The organism is Acidimicrobiia bacterium, from assembly GCA_036396535.1.
Taxonomy (GTDB): domain Bacteria; phylum Actinomycetota; class Acidimicrobiia; order Spongiisociales; family UBA5794; genus DASWKR01.
This window is the reverse complement of record DASWKR010000065.1, coordinates 1-20,832: the sequence shown is the minus strand read 5'-3', so window position 1 is coordinate 20,832 and position 20,832 is coordinate 1. Positions and strand designations below refer to the sequence as shown.

Sequence of the window (20,832 nt, the reverse complement as noted above, 5' to 3'; positions counted from 1 at the left end):
GGCCCCCGGCTACCGAGCGCTTCACAGGCGTCAGAGCCGGCGCGCCACGGACTTCATCTCCATGAAGAGCCGCAGGTAGTCGGGTCCGCCCGCCTTGGCGTTCGAGCCGGACATGTCGAACCCGCCGAACGGCTGGACCCCGACGAGGGCGCCCGTGATCTTGCGGTTGATGTAGAGGTTCCCGACCCGAAACTCCCGCACGGCTCGCTCGACCCTGCCCTCGTCCGTCGAGAAGAGACCGCCGGTGAGCCCGTAGTCGGTGCCGTTGGCGACCGCCAGCGCCTCGTCGAAGTCGCCCACCCGGATCACGGAGAGCACCGGGCCGAAGATCTCGTGCTGGGCGAGCCGAGCCGCAGGTTCGACGTCGCCGAAGACGGTCGGCTCGATGTAGTAGCCGCCGTCCATATCGATCGCCGAGCCGCCTGCGATGAGCTTGGCCTCGTCCTTCCCCCTCTCGATCTCTCCGAGGATCGACCGATGCTGCGCAGACGAGATGACCGGCCCGACCGCGTGGTTGGCGACCGGTGGGCCGACGGTGAGGGCCTCGGCGCCGGCGACCACCCGGTCGAGGACGGCGTCGTGCACGGCGTCGACGACGATGAGCCGCGAGCATGCCGAGCACTTCTGACCCTGGAACCCGTAGGCGCTCCTGACGGCGGCGGCGGCGGCGGCGTCGATGTCGGCCGTCTCGTCGACGACGATGGCGTCCTTGCCCCCCATCTCCACGTACGCCCGTTTCAGCCAGCGCTGGCCCGGACGAACCTTGGCGGCCGACTCGGCGATGTGCAGCCCGACCTCCTTCGACCCTGTGAAGTTGATGAACCGGGTTCGCGGGCTGTCGACGAGGGCGTCCCCGACGACGGATCCCGCCCCCGGCACGAAGTTGACGACCCCGTCGGGCACGCCGGCCTCGGCGACCGCCTCCATGAACAGGGCGCCCATCATCGGGGTGTTCGACGCCGGCTTGAGGACGACGGTGTTGCCGGCGGCCACGGGGCCGACGGTCATGCCGACCAGGATGGCGAGTGGGAAGTTCCACGGCGGGATGGCGACCCCGGCGCCGATCGGTGTCAGGAATGACTCGTTGCTCTCGCCCGGGTAGTCGTACGTCGGCACCGACCGGGCCATGTCGACGGCCTGGTGGGCGTAGTAGCGGCAGAAGTCGATGGCCTCGGCGACGTCGGCCTCGGCTTCGGGCCAGTTCTTGCCCGCTTCGTATGTCATCCACGCCGAGAACTCGTACTTGCGGGCGGCGATTGCATCGCCCACGGCATGGACGAGCTCGGCCCGCCGCTCTGCGGGCGATGCGCCCCAAGAGGCGAACGCCTCCCAGGATGCGTCGAGCGCCCTGGCGGCGATCTCCGGCGTTGCGGACCCCGCCACCGCCACGATCCTCTCCGGCTGCGACGGGTCGACGCTCACGATGTGGTCGGCCGTTGCGACCGGCTCCCCCGAGATGATCACCGGCGCCTCGGCGCCGAGCGCTTCTCCGACGCCTGCGAGCGCCAGCTCGTAGGCCGCCTTGGCGGCGCGATCCGAGAAGTCGGAATATGGCTCGATCAGGTACGGTCTCATCGCAACTCTCCTCGGAGACTCTCCGCGAGGCTACGCCACCGCAGGAACATCGGTGCCACGCCGCCCGCTCGAGCACCGAGGTGAGAAATATGCTTGATAGGAGATGAAGGCCTGCCGATAGCGAACACTGTGAAACCACGCGTCCTCGTCATCGAAGACTCAGCCAGCGTCCGGAGACTCATCGAGGTGTGCCTGCGGGCGCTCGACATCGACCTCGGTGCAGCCGAGGACGGCATCCAAGGCCTCGAGGATGCCCGCCATTACATCCCGGACGTGATCGTCCTCGACGTCGGGCTTCCGGGCATGGATGGCTGGGAAGTGCTTCGTCACCTGCGCGCCGACGACTCGACTCGGGGGATCAGGGTGCTCGTGCTGACGGCGCACGCCCAGCCGGAGGTCGCCGAGCAGGCGGCCCAAGGAGGCGCCGACGACTTCATGACGAAGCCGTTCCGACCGATCGAGCTGCGCGAGCGCATCGAGAAGCTCATCGTCAGCTGATGGCGGTGCCGTCCCTCAGGACGCGCATCATCTCCTCGTCCGACACCTGATGGAAGTCGGTGTACCACTCGCCGACCGCCCGCAACTCTCGCGGCCGCTCGAGCGCGACGACGTGATCTGCCTCGTCTGCGAGCATCCGCAGCGTCTCGGGGGCGCCGACGGGGACGGCGATGACCAGCGTGGCCGGGCTCTCCGATCTCGCCCAGCGTGCCAGGGCCACGATGGTCGCACCGGTGGCGACCCCGTCGTCGACCAAGGCGACCGTCTCGCCGCGGAGATGGGGAACGGCTCGCCCCTCCCGGTAGGCAGCGGCTCTCCTGGTCAGCTCGCGGCGGGCGCCCTCCGTTGCCACGGCGACCTCGGGGGCGCCGAGGCGCAGTCGACGGATGAGATCGTGGTTCAGCAGCGGGCTCCCGTTCTCGGCGACCGCCCCGATCGCCAGCTCCGGTTGGTGCGGAGCCCCGATCTTGCGAACCACCGCCACGTCGAGCCGGGCGCCGAGCCGGCTCGCCACCGGGGCGGCGACGAGGACGCCGCCGCGGGCTGCCCCGAGCACCAGCCCGCCGTCCGACCAGTCGAGGCCGAGGGCGGCGACGGCCTTGGCCAGCCGCTGCCCGGCGTCTTGCCTGTCGACGAACGCCATGTGGGTCGAGGGTAACGGTGTACGCTCGGAGCCGATGCGACACGTCGTTCTCGTCGCCAACCCCTCGGCCTCGGGCTTCACCGGAGGCCGCTTCCGCGCCGTGATGGCCGCACTCTCCGAGCGGTTCTCCGTGACGGCCGCCTGGCCAACCAGCCCAAGCGAAGCGCGCCGCGAGGCGGTCGGCGCCGCCCAGTCCGGAGCGTACGCGGTGATCGCGATGGGAGGCGACGGCGTGGCGCACCATGTCGCCAACGGGCTGGTTCACACCTCGACCGCCCTCGGGCTCGTCCCGGCGGGCACGACGAACGTCTTCGCCAAGATCCTCGACATCCCGGCCAAGCCGGCGGCGGCGGCCAAGGCGATCGGCGAGTACGAACCGAAGCCGGTCACCCTCGCCCACGTCGTCGCAGAGACGGTGAAGGGCGTGTCATCGGCGTACGCCCTGTTCGCCCTCGGGGTCGGCTTCGATGCCGACGTCGTCGAGGCAGCCGAGCGCCGCCCCGAGAGCAAGCAGAGCTTCGGAGCCGCCCACTTCGCATCAACCGCCGTCGGGATGCTCGTGAGGCGCTACCGCAACATGCCGGCCAACCTCCGTGTCGAGTGCGTCGGCACGAGGACGGACGCGGTTGCGGTGATGGTGCAGATCCACCAGGTGTACACGTACTTCGGGAGGATCCCGCTCCGTCTCGGACCCGCTCCGCGGCGCGGCCTCGTCGCATGCGCCATCGAGTCGGTCGGCGCCGCAACCGGGGCATCGATCGTGGCCAGGGCGGTCGTCAGCCGATCGTTGTCCAATGCGCCTGGGTGCACCGTGTTCCCGGAGCTCGACAAGATGCTCATCGACGCCGACCCCCCGAGCCCGCTCCAAGCCGACGGCGAGCTACTCGGATACGGAACCGCATTCGAGATCACCCCGGCCTCCGGAGCGCTGCTCGTCCTCTCGCCGTGACGGTGAGGCGTCCGCAGGGTCGGCACCATGTCACAGGTGGGACGACACCTCGGTAGCGCCGACTGCGGCGTACGTGATCGTCGCTCCGAGCCGGGCCCGCCGCCACAGCACCTCCCGGATCTCAGAGCCGACTCGCTGTTCGAGTATCGACGCGGCGGCCTCGGCGGACTGGCGCTGCGTCGTCAGCTTGACGCGCTTGCCCCTCCTGGCAGGCGAGCGCTCGACGGCTGCGCTCCCGGCCAGGTCGATCGTGATCTCGATCGTCTCCCTGTCGAGCCGGGATCGCAGATCGGCTCCACAGGCTGGACCGACCTCCACCGAGATGGCGGCCACCAGGTCCTCGATGCGGCACAGGGCGTCCTCACGGGCGGCCGGTCCCGAGCCCGGCAGCAGCTCCTGGGCGGACGTCGTCCGTGCTCGATCCCACCGTGACACGAAGTCGATCGATGGGCCGTCCCACATCTGCGGCTCCTCGGCGAGCGATCGCAGCACGAGCTTGGCGTCTGCAACCATCTTCGAGAGGGTGACGCGCTTGGTGTCGAGTTGCTCGGCGAGGAACTCGGTGACCCGGCCGACGTCACGCGGCGGATGGTCGATCGGGTTCGCCGAGAAGGCGAAGACCTCGGGCCGGCGGAAGCCGTCGTGCTCGAGCGCCACGATCAGGTCGGCGCGGATCTCGTCGAGATCCGCCGGCGACACCATGTCGATCTTGTTGAGCCCGAACACGAACTGGTCGCGAAACTCGACCAGCGGCTCCAAGAACTCCTCGTGGATGACGCGGTCCCGGTACTTCTCGGGGTCGAACACCCACATCACGAGGTCGACGCGCGGCAACAGCTCCTCGACCGTCCTGCGGTGCCACTCCTCGACGGAGTCCATGTCCGGCAGGTCGATGATCGCCAGCTCCGGCATCACCGACTGCTCGTGCATCTCCGTGACACCCAGGTCGAGCAGCATCTCGATCACCCCCGGATCCGGGTTCTGCGGGATCCACGCCAGAGGGCGATCGGTGTGGGGTCGAAGGTGGCTCACGGATGCGATCGAGTCACCGGCGATGGCGTTGAGGAGGCTCGACTTGCCGCTCCCCGTCCCTCCGGCCAGCGCCAGCAGGACGGTCTCGCCGAGGTAGCCACGCCTGATCCGCAGGTCACGCATGCGATCGAGAAGCTGGATCCGGCGCTCGTCCGACACGACCCCCCGCGAGCGGGCGATCGCCAGGTCGACGGCGTCGAGCACTTCGTCGACCCTACGCATCGACTTCCTCGTGCACCGCTTCAGGGACGACGATCACGTCGGGGTCGGGGAGCGCCGCCAGGGACCCCGGCTCGATCGCCACGATGCGCTCCAGCACGCCGAGCTCGGCCATCAGCCCTTCCGGCGCCGCCTGACCGAGTGACGACTCGAATCGGGCGGCGTCTGCCAGCAATGCTCCCGCCAGAGTCTCGGCGAGACCGTGCCGGGCGGTGGCGACGACCTCACTCGACCGATCGCCAACTGCCCGCAGCCCCTTCACCTCGCGCCGCGGGTCGAGCACCATGGGCCACAGTCGGCGCACGATGCGCCGCTTGCCCCGCTCCGAGAGGTGACCGCGGCGCGCCATCGACGATGCCAGCGAGCCGAGCGAGGCCCCCCACCGCTCCAAGGCCTGCTGGGTGTCATAGGTGGTGTCGTGGGCGTGCCGCCACAGCCCCTGACCCCCGGTGGCGAGCAGCACACCCCCGACGGCGTCCTCGAACCACGCCGACGCGGCGTCTTGGGCGGCGACACCGGCTCGTCGCGTGACGATGCCCGTCAGGTCGACGGCGGCCTGCGACCACGTGTCGAGCTCGGCGAGCTCGGCGAACACCCCGGACGCCAGCTCTCGTTCGATCCGCTCGATCTGGTCGGCATAAGACGACTCTGCGTGGCCGAGCAGCTGCTCGATGTGCCGCTGCTCGGCGCTGAATGCCTTCGACAATGAGTGAAGTCTTCGTCCGAGTGCCTGGCCGGTCGCCACCGCCACCCGATCGAGCAGCGAGGCCCGCAGGTCGGGATCGGAGAGCTCACTCAACTCCTTGCGGAGCAGCGACACGCTGTGCGGTTCGAGCCCCATGTGCCATGCCGAAACGTCGCCCTCGACGATGCCGAACAGGTACGAGGGGTCTGCGTCGTCCAGCAGGCCCGCCTCGGCCAGGCGCCTGGCGAAATCTGCCTTGAGGTCGTCCTGGAGCTCGGGACTCGCCGGCAGCCTGTTGAGCACGAACAGCAGGGGCAGCCCCCTGTCCCTGGCCCCGTGGATGACGTCCCACCCGGCGGCGTCGGCGTAGCGCGCCGCCGATGTCACGAACACACAAAGGTCGGCGAAGGCGAGCACGTCTCCGGCGGCGGTGACCTCCTCCCCGGGCCCGAGGTCGAGGGGCGGCGTGTCGACGACGGTGAGGTTGCGGGTCAGCTCGTCCGCCCCGACCACCAACTCGACGTTGTTCCGCTGTCTCGCCTTGAGCAGCGCCACCAGCTTGGCGGCGTACACCTCGGCGTGGTCCTGATGACCCCAGATGATCGGTGTCGTCGTGGCCGGCCTGCGGGCCGCCGTTTTCGATATGAGGTCTTGGGCGAGTGAGTTCACCAGGGTCGACTTCCCGACGCCGGATGCTCCGACGACGGCGGCGACGACCGGGGCCTGCGGATCGTCGAGGCGCGGCAACAGGTAGTCCTCGACCACGGCGACGATGCTCTGCCGCTCGCGGTCGAGCGCGTCCCGGTCGGGGGTCGGCAGCTTGAACGTCACGTCGTCGAGCAGTTCTGCGACCCGCTCGAGACCAGCCCGGATCCGGGCGCGCGAGCTTTCTACGCCCTCCACGACTTGATTACACCACATGTCCATGCGGTCCCCACCGGAATCGGCTCATCGTTGACCCGTTCCGAGCCGAGCAGGGGAGGCCGGCGGGGCGGCGTCGATCTCAAACCGGGACGAACAGGTCAGACGCCGGCGGGGCCGCCCCTTCGTCGGCGGCGAGGAGCTCGAAGTCCTCCCACGGATACACCTCGGCGATCAGTCCGGACGGCACGGCGAACCAATGGCCCTCCGGATCGACCTGGGTTCGGTGTGCTCGGAGCGCCTCCCGAGCCCGCTCGATCATCCCGGAGACGTCGACGCGATAGATGGGCTTGCCGTCGTCGTCGAGGCCGACGAACCGCTCGAGCCGGTCTCCGTACGGCGACTCGAGCCCGCGGTCGATCATCGCCTCGTGGAGGGCGAGCAATCTGCTCTTGGTGAACGTCGGTGCGTAGAGGCGTGCGATACGCCACGGCTCCCCGGCCGCCGGGAACCTGACAGGGTCCGCGGCGGCCTCGACGAGCGCAACGGAGAGCGCATGGACCCGCAGGTGGTCGGGGTGTGGGTACCGCTCGTGGGCGTCGTACCCGAAGACGATGGACGGCCGCTCGCGACGCACGATGGCTACGAGGCGCTCCAGCACCTCATCGAACGGTGCATTGGCGAATGCCTCGGGATGGGAATTGTGATCCGTATCCGGCATCCCGGAGTCGCGATACCCGAGCTTGACCACCTCGTCGTACCCGATGATCTTGGCGGCGAGATCGAGCTCCTCACCGCGCACCTCGGCCAGCCGTGCCGCCACCTCCGGATGATCCATCGCCGGATTGAGGATGTCTCCCGCCTCGCCTCCGGTCGCCGTGACCAGCACACACCGAAACCCGGCCTCGGCAAGGCGCGCGACCGCTCCCGCCCCCTTGGAGCTCTCGTCGTCAGGATGCGCATGGATGGCAACCAAGGTCCTCATTGCCCGGGAGCGTATCAGCGCTCCCCGGAACGGCAGCCGCAGGCTGCCCGGACAATCTGGCGCGACATCACTCCCAGATCGCGGCGGCGCTCGTCCCCTCCTCGCAGGTGGCCAGGATGGGGCAGAATCGACACCAGCCCCCTGCGATCCGGTCGATCCAGCCGTCGGCGGCAAGCGCCGTGCGTTGCCTCGACACCATGTCGGCGACGGACGCAGCCGTTCGCTCGACGTCATGCCTGGTCGGCCGCTCGGCATGCCGCTCGCCGGTTGCGACGGAGACGGCCTCCACGAGCGAGGGGAGCTCGCCACGGTCGAGCGTCCACAGCAAGGCGTAGAACGCCAGTTGGTGCTGCGCCGCCCCGAGCATGCCGGTCTTCCAGTCGACGATGCGCGGTTGTCCGTCGCCGGCGAACACGGCGTCGATCGAGCCGCGCAGCGTCACGCCCGGTGCCGGCTCGATCTCGATGAACACCTCGGCCTGTTCGAATCCCTCCGAGGAGAGGCGCTTGAACGTCGCATACAGCTCGCCCACCTCGGCGATGACGGCGTTCAGCTTGCTCGGCCGCATCGCCAGTGACACGATCTTCTGATTCATCGCTTGGCCGATCTCCTCGCGGCACACCTGGGCGAGCTCGTCGTCGCCGATCGGGCCCGATTCGAGATGCCGGGCGAAGACGCGGTGGGCCAGCCCGCCCCGGAACGACACCGTCGAGTCCGCCGGGTACTCGCCGCGAAGCCGGGCGAGCGCCTGGTCCGGGCAGTTGGCGAACGCCACGTACGACGTGGCCGATACGACGATGGGCTCGCCGTCCTCGACGGCCGGGAAGTCGATCACGCCGTCGATCGTATCGGTCGGTCGCGACACAAAGACGGTGAACTGGCTCACCGACGTGAAACTCGTGTAGCACCAGGCCGCATTACACTTCTGCCGAGAGTCGGCGACGGACGAGGGATCGCGTCGCGTCGGTTCGATCACCCCGAAAGCACATGCCACTTTCCGGAGTCTCATTGAGCAAGAACCAACGAGCGCTGCTCGCGGCCGTCCCGGTCGGGTTGGTGCTGCTCGTCGTCGCCTTCATCGGAATCGACATCGCCAGGTCGAACGGCGAGGTGGCACGGAACGTGAGCGCCGCCGGGGTGCAGCTCGGTGGGCTGGGCGAGGACGATGCGGTCGCTGCCCTGCAAGCCCATGAGAGGGAGCTGGCCGGGACTCTGGCGACATTCGTGGTGGCCGGGCGCCAGTTCCCGATCGAGCCGGCGATCATCGGGCTCGACATCGACGAGGACGCCATCGCCGCCGAGGCGCTCGAACAGCGTCGCCAGGAGGGGCTGCTGTCGCAGATGTTCGGATGGTTCGGCACTCTCTCCGACGAGATCGAGCTCGAGGTCCCGGTCACCTTCGACCACGAAGCCTTCGTGGGCCTGCTCGACGTCTGGGAGCAGGAGGCGATCGCCAATCCGGCATTCGAGGGGGGACTCGAGCTCGACGGAGGCATCATCGTTCCTCGGTACCCGCGCACGGGGGAGGGCATCGACAACACAGCCGCCATCGACATCGCACAAACGCTGATCGCCTCGATACCCCGCACGCCGGCGACGCTGCCGGTCACGCCGCTCGTGCCGACGCTCACCGACGAGGACATCGACGCCGCCGCCGCCGATGCCAACGACCTGATCGACTCAGCCGTCGTCCTGCGCGGCGACGACCCCGAGGTCGAGGTGGCGTTCACCCCGGAGCAGCTCGCCTCCGCCTTCCACAGCGAAGTGACGTCGAACAGCCCGACGCGCATCGAGTTCGGGCTCGACCCGGAGATGTTGCTGCCCGTCATCGAACCGCTGCGCGACCAGATCGAGCAGCCGCCGCGCGACGCCCGCTTCGCCATCAACTCCGACGGCTCCGCCACGCTCCTCCCCGGCCGCTCCGAGACGGTCCTCGACATGGACCTCGTCACCGATCGGGTCTCCGTCATCGCCAGAACCCGGACCGGAGAGGGCGAGTTCCCGTTCAAGGAAGGCAAGGAGCCGCGGCTGACGACCGAGGCAGCGGAAGCTATGCAGCCCATCACACAGCTCGGGCGCGGCCACACCGAGTACCCGGCGGGGCAGCCGCGGGTGACCAACATCCACGTCATGGCCGACTTCGTCGACAACGCCGTCGTGTTCCCCGGCGAGACGTTCTCGCTGAACGAGTTCGTCGGGCCACGCACGGAGGACAAGGGCTACGTGGCGGCGCCGCAGATCCTCAGGGGTGAGTTCGAGGATGCCATCGGGGGTGGCGTTAGTCAGTTCGCCACCACGATGTTCAACGCCATCTTCTACTCCTGCATGGAGGACGTCGAGCACAAGCCCCACAGCTACTACTTCAGCAGGTATCCCGAGGTGAACGAGGCGACCATCTCGTGGCCCTCCCCCGATCTGAGCTTTCGCAACAACAGCGACGCCGTCGTCATCATCAAGACCTCGGCCACGGCGACGTCGATCACCGTGTCGTTCTACGGCAACAACGGGGGGAAGACCTGCGAGCGCAGGCTGGGCGAACGCAGCAACATCGTCGAGTCGGAGGTCGAGTACATCGCCGATCCCGCCTTGGACCCCGACACCACCATCACCGAGCAGAGCGGCACGACCGGATTCACCAACTCGGTCGTCAGGCGGATCACCCATCCCGATGGAACCACGGAAGACGAGACCTTCACGTGGACGTACCGGGCGGCACCGACCATTCTGCACGTCCATCCGTGCAAGATGCCTGAGTCGACGGCGACCTGTCCCGTCCGGGTGCCCGACGTGGTCGGCTCGTCGTACCAGAACGCCAAGAACGCTCTCGAGGAAGCCGGGCTGACGGTGAGGCGCGGCGACGACATCGAGGTGGAGGACCCCGCCCAGGACGGAGTCGTCCAGAGTCAGACCCACTCGGGCGATCTCGTCGATGCAGGCACGACCATCACCTTGCGAGTCGGCCACTACACGGAGCCACCACCAGAGGAGCCGCCGCCGGACGAGGGCAGGCAACGAGGGGCGGCTCACTCTCCGTTGTAGAAACGGAAGAAGTCGCGCACCACCGTCGATGCCGTGTCGGTCGACGCCTCGTCCCACCCACCGGGTCTGCGCACGACCACCTGATTCGAGGCGACGAAGACGTGGTCGATGGCGTCGTCTGCAGCGAAGAGCCTGGCAGCGAGTCTGGCGGGGAAGATGTCCGATGCGTCGGCGTCTGCCGGTGAGGCGTACGCCACGCCGTCTTGCCCGGTGATGCTGCGGTCGGTGTCGAGCATCAGGACGTCGCCGAGGATCCGGCGCGACTCGAGGCTGATCGTCTGTCCCATCAAACCTCCCGAGAGCACGGGACGATAGCGTTCACCTGCTGCCCGGCACCCCGCGGGCCGACGAGCCGACGTAGTGGAGCTTCATGAGATTCGTCGAGGCGGCCTGGTTCGGAGGGATCCCTGCGGCCATGACGACGCCTTGCCCCTCCATGACGATCCCTTCGCCGAGGAGGACCTTCTCGGCCCCCATGATCATGTCGTCCGTCGAGTCGACGCGTCCGAAGTGCATCGGGGTGACCCCCGCATAGATCGCCATGCGGCGGTAGGTGGCGTCGACCGCGGTGAATGCGTAGATGTCCGCCTTGGGCCGGTACTTCGAGAGCAGTCGGGCGGTGCTCCCCGACTCGGTGAAGGCGCAGATCGCCTCGAGCCCCAGGTTGTTGGCGGCGTCGACGCAGGCGGCCGCCGTCGCCGATGCGAACCGCGCCTCGTCCTCCAGGAACTCGATCTCGGGCCCCCTCCCGTACTCGGGGCTCGCCTCCGCCTCCCTGCATATCCGGTCCATTGCCTCGACGGCGCGGATCGGGTACTCCCCGACCGCGGTCTCGGCCGACAGCATGACGGCGTCGGTGCCGTCCAGCACGGCGCTCGACACGTCTGTCACCTCGGCGCGGGTGGGCCGCGGCGAGTGGGTCATCGACTCGAGCATCTCGGTTGCGGTGATCGAAACCCTGGCCTTGGCGTTCGTCCGCGAGAGGATGGTCTTCTGGGCACGGGGAACCATCTCGAAGCGGAGCTCGACGCCGAGATCGCCTCTGGCGACCATGGTGCCGTACGCCTCCTCGAGGATCTCGTCGAGGTTCTGATAGCCGAGGGCGCTCTCGATCTTGGCGATGACGGGAACGCCGGGAACGAGGCGCTTGATCTGGCGCATCGAGTCTCCGGAGGCGACGAATGAGGCGGCCAGCATGTCGACCCCGATCTCCTGCCCGAACTCGATGTCGACCCGGTCCTTGTCGGTCACCGGGGGCAAGCCGACGTGCACCCCGGGAAAGGCGACCGACTTGTGGTCCTTGAGCTCGCCGCCCTGGACCACGACGGCCTTGGCCGACCCTCCGCTGGCGAACGCCGTCTTCATCGTGATGAGCCCGTCTGCCATGACGATGGGCGAGCCTGCCGTCAGCTCGGCCGTCTCGAGGTTCTCGACGTAGATGTGAGTGTCCGAGCCCTCTCGGGTGCCCGGGGTCAGCGTCACTTCGGCGCCCTCGGGCACGTAGACGGAGCCGCCGGGGAAGGTGCCGACGCGGACTCCCGGGCCCGAGATGTCCTGCAGGATGGCCACCGGCCGGCCGACGTCGTCGGAGGCCTCACGCACCCAGTTGAACAGCTGGAGGTGGGCCTCGTGCGTGCCGTGGGAGAAGTTGAGACGGGCGACGTCCATGCCGGCTTGCACCAACTCGACGATGCGCTCTCTCGTCGCGACGGCCGGCCCGAGCGTCGCGATGATCTTCGTCTTGCGCTTCACCTCGCGAGCTTAGGAGGACCGCTTCGAGCCAAGAAGCACACCACGGTGCGACTCCATCGAGTCGATCCGGGCCGCGGCGCTATCGTGTGCTCAGTTCTCGCCCTCTCGCGGGCGCGAACCACCACCAAGGAGGAAACAGCAGATGATCGGAAGAAAGAGGGTTGCAACTGCCCTCGTCCTGTCGCTCGCCATGCTTGCAGGGGCTTGCGGTGATGATGGCGGCGGTGACGGTGCGACGACCACCGCAGCCGGCGGGGCGACGACCACCGCGGCCGGGGCGACGACCACCGCAGCAGCGGAGGAGTTGCCGCTCGCCGGCCAGACGGTGACCGTCGGTGTCGAGAACGCCTACCTCCCCTTCAACTACATCCCCGTCGGCGAGACCGAGGGCCAGGGTTGGGACTACGACGCTTGGGCCGCGATCTGTGACATCCTCGGCTGCACCGCCGAGTTCGTCGAGGCAGGCTGGCCGGCAGTGCTCGACCAGGTCGCCGCCGGAGAGATCGATACCGCTGCGGACGGGATCTCGATCACCGATGAGCGCAAAGAGATCCTCGCGTTCTCCGACGCCTACATGGTGGTCGAACAGAAGTTCATCGCGAGGCTCGACGACGATCGGTTCGCCGACTCCGACGCCCTCATCGCCGACACCTCGGCGAAGATCGGGACCCAGGTCGGGACGACGAACTTCGACCTGGCCGTCGAGCTCGCCGGCGAGGACAGGGTCGAGGCGTACCAGGACTTCGCCGTGGCGGTGCAGGCGCTCATCGACGGTGATGTCGACGCCGTCATCATCGACGACGCCGCAGGCTTGGGCTACGTGGGGGTGAATGCCGATCAGCTCGTGACGCTCGACGGAGCGCTCCAGAGCGATCCGCTCGGCTTCATCTTCCCGCTCGACAGCGAGCTGGTGGCGCACGTGAACGCCGCTCTCCAGCAGTTGAAGGACGACGGCACGCTCGAGGAGCTCGGTCGGAAGTACTTCACCGACGCCTTCGCCATCACCTACGACGACATCGAGGAAGTCGGCGGCTGAGCAACCTTTGGACCGTTTGCGTACGATGCGCCGGGCCTCTGGGCCCGGCGCATTCGCGTCGCAGGGAGACGACATGACACAGCTCAAGCCGTTGGAGCCCGATCCGTCGGCGCCCAATCCGCAAGCTGCAGGCATCGACCTCGACTTCGACGAGTTCCCCTACTGGCTGGTCGGGATGCTCCTCATCATCGCGGCCATGGTGTTCGCCGTCGTGGCGAGCGACACCTATCAGGACGCCTTCGCCGCAATCCTTCCCGGGCTCACGCTGACGCTCGTCACGACGGCGGTGTCGTTCGTCATCGCCCTGGCCCTCGGCCTCGTCATCGGGCTCGGCCGCATGTACCGCTACGAAGGATCGAACCACTTGCTGCGGCTCGTCTCGATCGCGATCCGCAACCTGTGCACGCTCTACATCGAGCTCGTGCGCGGGATCCCTTTCATCGTGTTCATCTTCATCGTGGCCTTCGTGTTCACCCGCGACATCGCCGAGCTGATCGATCTCCCCACTCGCCAGATCCGGGCGGCGTGGCGAGGAAGCGCCGCCCTGGCGCTGTTCTACGCGGCGTTCATCGCAGAGGTCATCCGGGCCGGCGTGCAATCGGTGAGCCACGGGCAGCGGGAGGCCGGCAGGGCAGTGGGGTTGAAGAACCGACAGGTGTTGCGCTTCATCATCCTCCCGCAGGCGATCCGCAACACCCTGCCGGCGCTCGGCAACGATCTGATCGCGTTGATGAAGGACACCGCGCTCCTCTCCATCCTGGCGGTCCGGGAGCTGACCCAGCTCGCCGGTATATACGTCGGCGCATCGTTCCGCGTCCGCGAGGGGTACTTCGTGCTCACGATCTTCTACATCGTGCTGACGCTCCTTCTCAGCCTGCTGCTGCGCTGGTACGAACGGCGCATCCAGATCCCCGGCCAGATCCGCTGAGGTCGTTCCATTCTCCGGCGCCCGCCTGTACCGTCCCGCCCATGGCAACTCTGCAGGGCCGACCGGTCATCGACCGTCTCGTCCTGCACGTCGGGGTCCAGAAGACCGCCTCCTCGCTGATCCAACGATCGATGCGTCAGCTCCGCCCCCACCTTCGCCAGGCCGGCATCGCCTACATCGGGCGACAACAGACACACGGCCTCGAAGGCCGCACGTCGTGGGCGGCCTACGGGAAGGGCGACCCGGCGATCGCCGACGCCTACGCCGCAGGGTTGCGCGAGGTCGTCTCGAAAGAGATGCGAGCGGTGCCGGATCTGCGCACGGTGCTGCTGTCGAACGAGTCGATGATCGGGCGCGTCGGCCCCGAGTACGGGGATCCGTTCTGGCCGCGGGCCGAGGCAGGGGTGCGCCAGGTCATCGACTGGCTCGAGCCGCGCTCGACCGAGATCTGGCTCTACGTGCGCCGCCAGGACCGGCTACTCGAGTCGCTCTACATGCAGGCGATCCATCGGGGTGGCACGAGGAGATGGCCGGTCTTCCAGGCACAGGTCTGCTCTGACGTCCGGGTGCGATACGTCGACCTGGTCGGGCTGCTCGAGACGCTGCCGACCGTGGCAGCCGTCCGGGTGCGGCCATTCGAGATCATCGAGGGCGGACCGCGCCGCTTCATTCGTGACTTCCTGGCTCCGCTCGGCGGGAGGAAGCTGGTCGATCACCTCGAACGCACCAGGAAGTCGAACCCGAGCTACACCCAGCCGGCGTACGCCGCCGCCAGGGTGATGAACCGACACATGGACGCCCCCGAGCAGGTGGCGCTGGCGCGTCGCACCCTCCGCAAGATCTTCCCGCAATCGAAGTACCCGAGGGCAGACCTGATGAGCGATGAGGACAGGGCCGCCTTCCTCGCCATGCACGCCGGCGAGAACGAGACACTCTTCCGCAAGTACCTCGCCGACTTCCCTGAGAGCTCCTACACGGCGATCGAGGTGCCGGACGAGCTGACGGCGCACCTCGTTCCGCAGAGCCTCGTCTCTGCGTGAGGCCGGCTGCCGGCGCCGGGTAACCTGCCGCTCCATGCCTCCCACGGCGCCGGCGGATCTCGGGAGCGTGGTCGAGCGGTTCGATCACCTCTCCGTCGCGGTGTGGGACATCACTGCGGCCCGCCGGCTCGTCGATCTCATGGGAGGGGAGGTCAAGGACGGCGGCGACGCCTCCGCCAAGGGGTTCCGCTGGATCCAGTTCGACCTTCCCGGCTCCTGCCGGCTCGAGATGATCCAGCCGCTCGATCGGGCCGACTCGAACAACTTCCTCGTGCGCTTCCTGGAGCGCCACGGCGAGGGCGTCCACCACGTCACTCTCAAGGTGAGCGACATCCACCAGGCCATCGAGCGCGCCGCCAACGCAGGTTTCGACGTCGTGGGAGTCGACCTGGCAGGCGCCAACTGGAAGGAGGCGTTCTTGCATCCCAAGTCGGCACACGGAGTGGTCATTCAACTGGCTGAGTGGGTCGACCTCGACGACCTGCCCGGTCTCACCGTCGAGCACGTCGCAGCCGGGATTCCGGACAGGTACGTCTGAGCCATGCCCGTCATCGGCGTCCCGATCAAGCCATTCGGCGTCGCCAAGGCCCGCCTCTCGGGCGTGGTCGACGCAGCAGCCCGTTCGCGCCTCGGCATGGCCATCGCGGCCCACACCGTGTCGGAGCTGTCTGCGGCCGATGTGCCCGTCGTCGTCGTGACCGGTGACGCCGACGTCGCCGCCTGGGCGAAGTCCCTCGGCCACGAGCCGATAGACGAAGCGGCAGGCGATGGCACCGGGCTGAACGCCGCAGGAAGCGCAGTCGCCCGCCACGCAGCCAGGATGTCCGAGCCTTGGCTCCTGGTGCACGCCGACCTGCCGATGCTCAGGGCCGCCGACATCCCCGCCATGCTCACCGCAGCCGCCGACGAAGGTGTCATCGCTCCCTCACACGACGGCGGCACGAACGTCATCGGCGGGACCGGGCCGGGATTCCGGTTCCAGTACGGCCATGGCAGTTTCGCCAAGCATCTCGGCCTGATGCCACGAGCCGAGGTGCTCGTCACCCCCGAGCTCGCATACGACCTCGACACCCCGGATGACCTGAGGCTGATCCTGTCCCATCCACGCGGGATGTGGATCGCCGATCTGGTCCCCGCCCAGGCGAGTAGATGAGCGATGCGCTGACGCTTCCGGAGCGCGTCTTGGCGATCGGCGCCCACCCCGACGACATCGAGTTCGGCGCAGGCGGCACGCTGGCGAAGTGGTCCGCCGCCGGGTCCGAGGTGACGCTGCTCATCGTTACCGACGGATCGAAGGGCACATGGGATGTCGGGACCGACCCGACCGACCTGGCCGCCACCCGGCGATCGGAACAGCTGGCGGCCGCCCACGCGCTGGGGGCGGCTCACCTGGTGCATCTCGACCACGTCGACGGCGAGTTGGTGTACGACATGGCCCTCCGGTACGAGATCTGCCTCCAGATCAGGATCCATCGCCCGGACGTCCTGCTCTCCCACGACCCGTGGAAGCGGTACATGCTGCACCCCGACCACAGGGCAACCGGGTGGGGCGCCATCGACGGGATGGTCGCCGCTCGAGATCACCTCTTCTTCCCCGAGCAAGGGCTGCCGCCTCATCGACCGAGCGCCATGCTCCTGTGGGCGGCTGACGAGCCGGACCATTGGGAGGACATCGCCCCTTCGTTCTCGGCCAAGCTGGCGGCACTGCTCTGCCACGCATCGCAGGGACCGACGACGATGGGAGGGGCGGACGACGAGGCACGAGCGGCCTTCGAGAAGCGCCTGGCCGAGAGGGCGGCCGAGTCGGGTGCACCGGCAGGCCTCGGACTCGGCGAGGCCTTCAAGCGCCTCCATCCGTGAACCGCCGCTCCGCGGAGCGCCAACTAGGGTGGCCCGATGCAGCAGCCAGTGGCAGTCGTCACCGGAGGTACTGGTGCGCTCGGCCGAGCGCTCGTCCCGCTGTTGCTCAGACGCAAGTACAGCCTCGCCATCACCTACCTCATGCCGGAGGAGGCGAGGGGGTTCGAGGACCAGTTCGACCTCGACGAGAGCATGCTGTTGCTGCGACGCGTCGACGCCACCGATGCCGAGGCGATCAGCAGCTTCATGAAGCAGACGGCAGAGCATTTCGGCGGGTTCAACGTGCTCTGCTCCCTCGTCGGAGGATGGGCGGGTGGCCGTGACGTCGCCGAGACGGACGACGTCCGCTTCAACAGGATGCTCGACTTGAACCTGCGATCGGCGTTCAACACGATCCGAGCGGCGATCCCCCACATGAGGGATGCCGAGTGGGGGCGCATCATCGCGGTCGGGTCGAAGGCCGCCTTCGACGCTCCCTCGGGTCAAGCCGCGTACAACATCGCCAAGGCAGGAGTGGTGGCGCTCATCAAGAGCGTCGCCAGCGAGTTGGGCGACACGGGCATCACCGCTAACGCCATCCTCCCGACCGTGATCGACACCGACGCCACCAGGGCGGCGCTGCCGTACGCCGACTATGTGTCGTGGCCGAAACCTGCCGAGATCGCAGTCCTCGTCGACTTCCTGGCGAGCGAAGGATCGGGAGTCATCAACGGCGCCGCCATCCCGGTGACGGGGAGCACCTAGCGGCTCTCCAGTCGCCTCCCCCCGGAACCTTGCGCGCCTGACACGCCTCGGAGGCGAAGCGGAGGCGTGTGGCGAGTCTGCCGGGTGGCGCGTCGACGGACGAGGCGCCGATTTCCGAGGGATGATCCTGATCGAACCCGCCGCTCGAGAGCTGCGAAACTGCGAGCTATGCACGAGCAGCCGCCATCCTCGATGGAAGCCGACGAGTGGACGTCCCGTGCCGGGGGTGCCCCTCAGCTCGGCGCGACCACGCATCCGCCGCCGGCAGGCGTCGGATCACGTGCCGCGGTGCTCGTCGAAGGGATCAGCGACCAGTTTGCGCTCGAAGCGCTCGCCCGGCGCCGAGGGCGGGACCTCGCCGCCGACGGCGTCTCGATCGTGCCGATCGGGGGCGCCACGAACATCGGGCACTTCCTGGCGCTGCTCGGGCCTCAGGGGCTCGACCTCACGCTGGCGGGGCTCTGTGACGCCGGTGAGGAGGGCGACTTCCAGCGCGGTCTCGAGCGGGCGGGTCTCGGCTCCAACCTCACCCGTGCCGACATGGAGCTCCTCGGCTTCTATGTCTGCGTCGCAGACCTGGAGGACGAGATGATCCGGTCGATCGGTGCCGTCGCCGTGGAACGAGTCGTCGACGCTCAAGGTGAGCTCGGATCGTTCCGCATCTTCCAGAGACAGCCTGCGCAGCGAGAACGCACCCTCGAAGAACAACTCCGGCGCTTCATGGGCACCCGCGCCGGCCGGAAGATCCGCTATGCGCCCTTGCTCGTCGACGCGTTGAACCCTGGCCAAGTGCCCCGACCGCTGGATCGACTGCTGGCCCACGTCTGACGGCACCCCTCTCGCTGGTGCGGGGCGGTCAGCCGTGGCCCGTATCGATGACGCAGAAGCGGTTGCCCTCGGTGTCGGCGAGGACGATGAAGTCGGGGTCGTCCGGATACCGATCCCAGTCGACACGCGTCGCACCCAGCGAGACAAGCCGCTCGACCTCGGCGGCCTGGTCGGCGGCGTCCCCCGCATAGAGGTCCAGGTGGATTCGGGGGTACTGCTGGACGGGCGTCTCGCTGACGTCGAGCGCCAAGTGCGCACCGGGCCCCTTTGCCGGAACGAGGATCGCGAAGTCGGCGCCGGGCTCGATGGCGCGCTTGGGGACGTAGTCGAGGGCCTTCGTCCAGAAGGCCACCGCTCGGGGCAGCTCTTCAACTCCCATGACGACGGTTCCGACGCTCAGCATGTCGTCATTCTCGCAGGTCCAGGCGCGGATACAGGTGGAAAACCCGATCGCATCGGCCCACCGCGGGCTACCAAGGATCGCGGCGCCTCGTGGACCATCGCCCTCGATGTGCCGATCCCCGGGCACTCGGCGGAGTGTCCATCATTGCTCAGCACGTGGTGATCGGCGCTGCTCAGTGGAGTCCAAGTACGGTGAGCAAGGCGGTGTCGACTCCCCACTGCTCTTCCGGGGTCAGATGGCCGGCGAGGTCACCGAGGCGCTGTACATCGACGGCACCGACCTGCTCGACGAGCACGCGAGTAGAGGTGCCATCGATGTCGATCTCGGGCCGGAACGATGCCGCTTTGGCGCTCCTCGACGTGGGCGCCACCAGCACGACGGACCGTGGAAGGAAGGCATCGGATTGCACGACGACGCCGAAGCGACGCCTTAGTTGTTCGTGCCCTGCACCCTTCGGGAGTCGCAGAGCGATGATGTCACCCCGACGCACGGAGGCTCTCCATGAGCTCGGCCACCGCCAGCATCTCCGCACGATCGTCGCCGTCGGCTTCGAGAGCGGCGACCTCGGCGGCGAGCATCTGCTTGTCTCGGAGCCGGGATGCTGCTTCGACGAGCGCGGCACGGATCGCTTCGGAGCGTGTCATACCGGTTGCCTCGAGGTGGCCGAGCGCGCGGAGCGCCTCATCGTCGAGTCGAACCGAGATCGCCTGAGCCATGCACTCAACGTATCACGATGTGTGATACATCACAAGCAGGGTGAGAAGCCAGACCGTGTCGGAAGGCAGGAGTGAGTCAAGGGGCAGCCCCGACCGGACTCGAACCGGAGTTACCGCCTACAGAGTGAGCACCGGCCCATTCTGCCCGATCGTGACGAGTCGTTGCGTGGCAACAACAAGAGGGCCAAGACCATCGCGACAGGGCGGTCATCCACGGGGTGCCAATGGTCTGTCGCGGGATTGATGACCACGGGCCGCGGCTGTCCCGGTTTGCGGCGTCGGCCACGCGGAGGTCCGGTCTGCCAGGTGCCCCCTCGGCTCGGTCCCTGGCAGGACGCTCGCCGGTCCCCCGCCGAGCGGGAGACCGCGTGTGTGGCCGTCCGTGCGGTTGACAGGCTTCTTACGCAATCCCCCGGTTTCCGGGGGATCGACGAGCGCCGCAGGCCGAGTCGAGGGGGCCGGGCAGTGTGTGGCGGCCAAGTGCCCCTCTCGGCTCGCGTCGCAGGGCGACCGCTCGCCGGTCCCCCGCCGAGCGGGAGACAGCGTGGGTGGCCGTCCGTACGGTTCGCAGGTGTCCCCGCAATCCCCCGGTTTCCGGGGGATCGACGAGCGCCGCACGCCGAGTCGAGGGGGATCCTCCGGTCCGGTCTGCCAAGCGCCCCCTCGGCTCGGCCCGCCAGGCGACCGCTCGTTGGTCGATCCAGTCGCGGCCCATCGCCTCTGCGAGCACGTCGAGCGCGGTTGGTGGTCGTGGTGGCGACGGTCCAACTGCCTCCAACGCGCAGGAACCGTTGCCAGGCAACGGTTCCTGGGTGGTAGCCCCGACCGGATTTGAACCGGCGTTACCGCCTTGAGAGGGCGGCGTCCTGGGCCTCTAGACGACGGGGCCAGGGAGACGGACACCTCGGCGGATGCCCGGACTCGCTCGGGGGGGAGGACTCGAACCCCCAATAACAGGGCCAGAACCTGTCGTGTTGCCGATTACACCACCCCCGAAAGTGGCCCGAGCAGGATACACGACATGGTCGATCCCCCTCCC

At 68.2% G+C, this 20,832-nt stretch carries 22 protein-coding genes and 2 tRNA genes; 11 read left to right on the top strand and 13 right to left on the bottom strand.

What is annotated here, in order from left to right; all coding sequences use genetic code 11:
- Positions 1 to 30: 30 nt before the first annotated feature.
- A complete protein-coding gene (gene pruA / locus VGC47_11705) occupies positions 31 to 1,575 on the bottom strand; it encodes an L-glutamate gamma-semialdehyde dehydrogenase (GenBank protein ID HEX9855967.1) in 1,545 nt (514 codons plus the stop codon).
- A 129-nt stretch (positions 1,576 to 1,704) separates the two neighbouring features.
- Between pruA and VGC47_11700 the strand changes: the two genes are divergently transcribed.
- Positions 1,705 to 2,073: a response regulator gene (locus VGC47_11700; protein HEX9855966.1), complete on the top strand. Its 369-nt coding sequence runs from the start codon at positions 1,705 to 1,707 to the stop codon at positions 2,071 to 2,073.
- Here the strand turns inward: VGC47_11700 and VGC47_11695 are convergent.
- Positions 2,066 to 2,716, bottom strand: coding sequence for a phosphoribosyltransferase family protein (locus tag VGC47_11695; protein ID HEX9855965.1), 651 nt, complete (start codon positions 2,714 to 2,716; stop codon positions 2,066 to 2,068). The two genes, VGC47_11700 and VGC47_11695, sit on opposite strands and share 8 nt — an antisense overlap.
- Before the next feature lie 34 nt (positions 2,717 to 2,750).
- Between VGC47_11695 and VGC47_11690 the strand changes: the two genes are divergently transcribed.
- On the top strand, positions 2,751 to 3,665 hold the full coding sequence (locus tag VGC47_11690; protein ID HEX9855964.1) for a diacylglycerol kinase family protein: 915 nt from the start codon (positions 2,751 to 2,753) through the stop codon (positions 3,663 to 3,665).
- Positions 3,666 to 3,695: 30 nt separating this feature from the next.
- Here VGC47_11690 and VGC47_11685 read toward each other — a convergent pair whose 3' ends face one another.
- The 4 genes from VGC47_11685 to VGC47_11670 form a co-directional block, all read right to left on the bottom strand.
- Positions 3,696 to 4,919 (bottom strand): GTPase, encoded by a 1,224-nt coding sequence (locus tag VGC47_11685; GenBank protein ID HEX9855963.1) that lies wholly within the window; start codon positions 4,917 to 4,919, stop codon positions 3,696 to 3,698.
- A complete protein-coding gene (locus VGC47_11680; protein ID HEX9855962.1) occupies positions 4,912 to 6,504 on the bottom strand; it encodes a GTPase domain-containing protein in 1,593 nt (530 codons plus the stop codon). The genes VGC47_11685 and VGC47_11680 overlap by 8 nt, the downstream gene beginning before the upstream one ends.
- Positions 6,505 to 6,604: 100 nt before the next feature.
- The gene (locus VGC47_11675) at positions 6,605 to 7,447 is read right to left on the bottom strand and encodes a PIG-L family deacetylase (GenBank protein HEX9855961.1); all 843 of its coding nucleotides are present in this window, start codon (positions 7,445 to 7,447) and stop codon (positions 6,605 to 6,607) included.
- A gap of 67 nt (positions 7,448 to 7,514) precedes the next feature.
- A complete protein-coding gene (locus tag VGC47_11670) occupies positions 7,515 to 8,282 on the bottom strand; it encodes a PD-(D/E)XK nuclease family protein (protein HEX9855960.1) in 768 nt (255 codons plus the stop codon).
- Positions 8,283 to 8,455: 173 nt separating this feature from the next.
- Between VGC47_11670 and VGC47_11665 the strand changes: the two genes are divergently transcribed.
- The gene (locus VGC47_11665; protein ID HEX9855959.1) at positions 8,456 to 10,486 is read left to right on the top strand and encodes a VanW family protein; all 2,031 of its coding nucleotides are present in this window, start codon (positions 8,456 to 8,458) and stop codon (positions 10,484 to 10,486) included.
- Here VGC47_11665 and VGC47_11660 read toward each other — a convergent pair.
- Together VGC47_11660 and pyk are read right to left on the bottom strand one after the other, a co-directional pair.
- Positions 10,471 to 10,773, bottom strand: coding sequence for a hypothetical protein (locus tag VGC47_11660; GenBank protein ID HEX9855958.1), 303 nt, complete (start codon positions 10,771 to 10,773; stop codon positions 10,471 to 10,473). The genes VGC47_11665 and VGC47_11660 overlap by 16 nt on opposite strands.
- A gap of 31 nt (positions 10,774 to 10,804) precedes the next feature.
- The gene (pyk, locus tag VGC47_11655; GenBank protein ID HEX9855957.1) at positions 10,805 to 12,238 is read right to left on the bottom strand and encodes a pyruvate kinase; all 1,434 of its coding nucleotides are present in this window, start codon (positions 12,236 to 12,238) and stop codon (positions 10,805 to 10,807) included.
- Positions 12,239 to 12,380: 142 nt separating this feature from the next.
- Here pyk and VGC47_11650 point away from each other — a divergent pair, with 142 nt between their 5' ends.
- From VGC47_11650 to VGC47_11615, 8 genes are all read left to right on the top strand, one after another.
- Entirely contained in the window at positions 12,381 to 13,274 is an 894-nt protein-coding gene (locus VGC47_11650; protein ID HEX9855956.1) for an ABC transporter substrate-binding protein, read from the top strand.
- Between the two features lie 73 nt (positions 13,275 to 13,347).
- On the top strand, positions 13,348 to 14,202 hold the full coding sequence (locus VGC47_11645) for an amino acid ABC transporter permease (GenBank protein HEX9855955.1): 855 nt from the start codon (positions 13,348 to 13,350) through the stop codon (positions 14,200 to 14,202).
- A gap of 41 nt (positions 14,203 to 14,243) precedes the next feature.
- Positions 14,244 to 15,242 (top strand): hypothetical protein, encoded by a 999-nt coding sequence (locus VGC47_11640; protein HEX9855954.1) that lies wholly within the window; start codon positions 14,244 to 14,246, stop codon positions 15,240 to 15,242.
- Positions 15,243 to 15,276: 34 nt separating this feature from the next.
- Positions 15,277 to 15,780, top strand: a complete 504-nt coding sequence (locus tag VGC47_11635; protein ID HEX9855953.1) for a VOC family protein — start codon at positions 15,277 to 15,279, stop codon at positions 15,778 to 15,780.
- Positions 15,781 to 15,783: 3 nt separating this feature from the next.
- Positions 15,784 to 16,395, top strand: coding sequence for a 2-phospho-L-lactate guanylyltransferase (gene cofC, locus VGC47_11630; protein HEX9855952.1), 612 nt, complete (start codon positions 15,784 to 15,786; stop codon positions 16,393 to 16,395).
- Entirely contained in the window at positions 16,392 to 17,102 is a 711-nt protein-coding gene (locus VGC47_11625) for a PIG-L deacetylase family protein (protein HEX9855951.1), read from the top strand. Before cofC ends, VGC47_11625 begins: the two co-directional genes overlap by 4 nt.
- A gap of 36 nt (positions 17,103 to 17,138) precedes the next feature.
- Positions 17,139 to 17,846 (top strand): SDR family NAD(P)-dependent oxidoreductase, encoded by a 708-nt coding sequence (locus tag VGC47_11620; protein ID HEX9855950.1) that lies wholly within the window; start codon positions 17,139 to 17,141, stop codon positions 17,844 to 17,846.
- Between the two features lie 168 nt (positions 17,847 to 18,014).
- Entirely contained in the window at positions 18,015 to 18,674 is a 660-nt protein-coding gene (locus VGC47_11615; GenBank protein ID HEX9855949.1) for an ATP-dependent endonuclease, read from the top strand.
- Between the two features lie 28 nt (positions 18,675 to 18,702).
- Here VGC47_11615 and VGC47_11610 read toward each other — a convergent pair whose 3' ends face one another.
- The 5 genes from VGC47_11610 to VGC47_11590 all read right to left on the bottom strand — a co-directional run bounded on the left by VGC47_11610 (position 18,703) and on the right by VGC47_11590 (position 20,789).
- On the bottom strand, positions 18,703 to 19,077 hold the full coding sequence (locus VGC47_11610; protein HEX9855948.1) for a VOC family protein: 375 nt from the start codon (positions 19,075 to 19,077) through the stop codon (positions 18,703 to 18,705).
- Between the two features lie 172 nt (positions 19,078 to 19,249).
- Positions 19,250 to 19,567, bottom strand: a complete 318-nt coding sequence (locus VGC47_11605; protein ID HEX9855947.1) for a type II toxin-antitoxin system PemK/MazF family toxin — start codon at positions 19,565 to 19,567, stop codon at positions 19,250 to 19,252.
- The gene (locus VGC47_11600; protein ID HEX9855946.1) at positions 19,554 to 19,793 is read right to left on the bottom strand and encodes a ribbon-helix-helix protein, CopG family; all 240 of its coding nucleotides are present in this window, start codon (positions 19,791 to 19,793) and stop codon (positions 19,554 to 19,556) included. The genes VGC47_11605 and VGC47_11600 overlap by 14 nt, the downstream gene beginning before the upstream one ends.
- An 813-nt stretch (positions 19,794 to 20,606) precedes the next feature.
- A tRNA-Glu gene (locus VGC47_11595) sits at positions 20,607 to 20,682 on the bottom strand.
- Positions 20,683 to 20,717: 35 nt separating this feature from the next.
- Positions 20,718 to 20,789: transfer RNA gene (locus VGC47_11590), tRNA-Gln, on the bottom strand.
- Positions 20,790 to 20,832 lie beyond the last annotated feature (43 nt).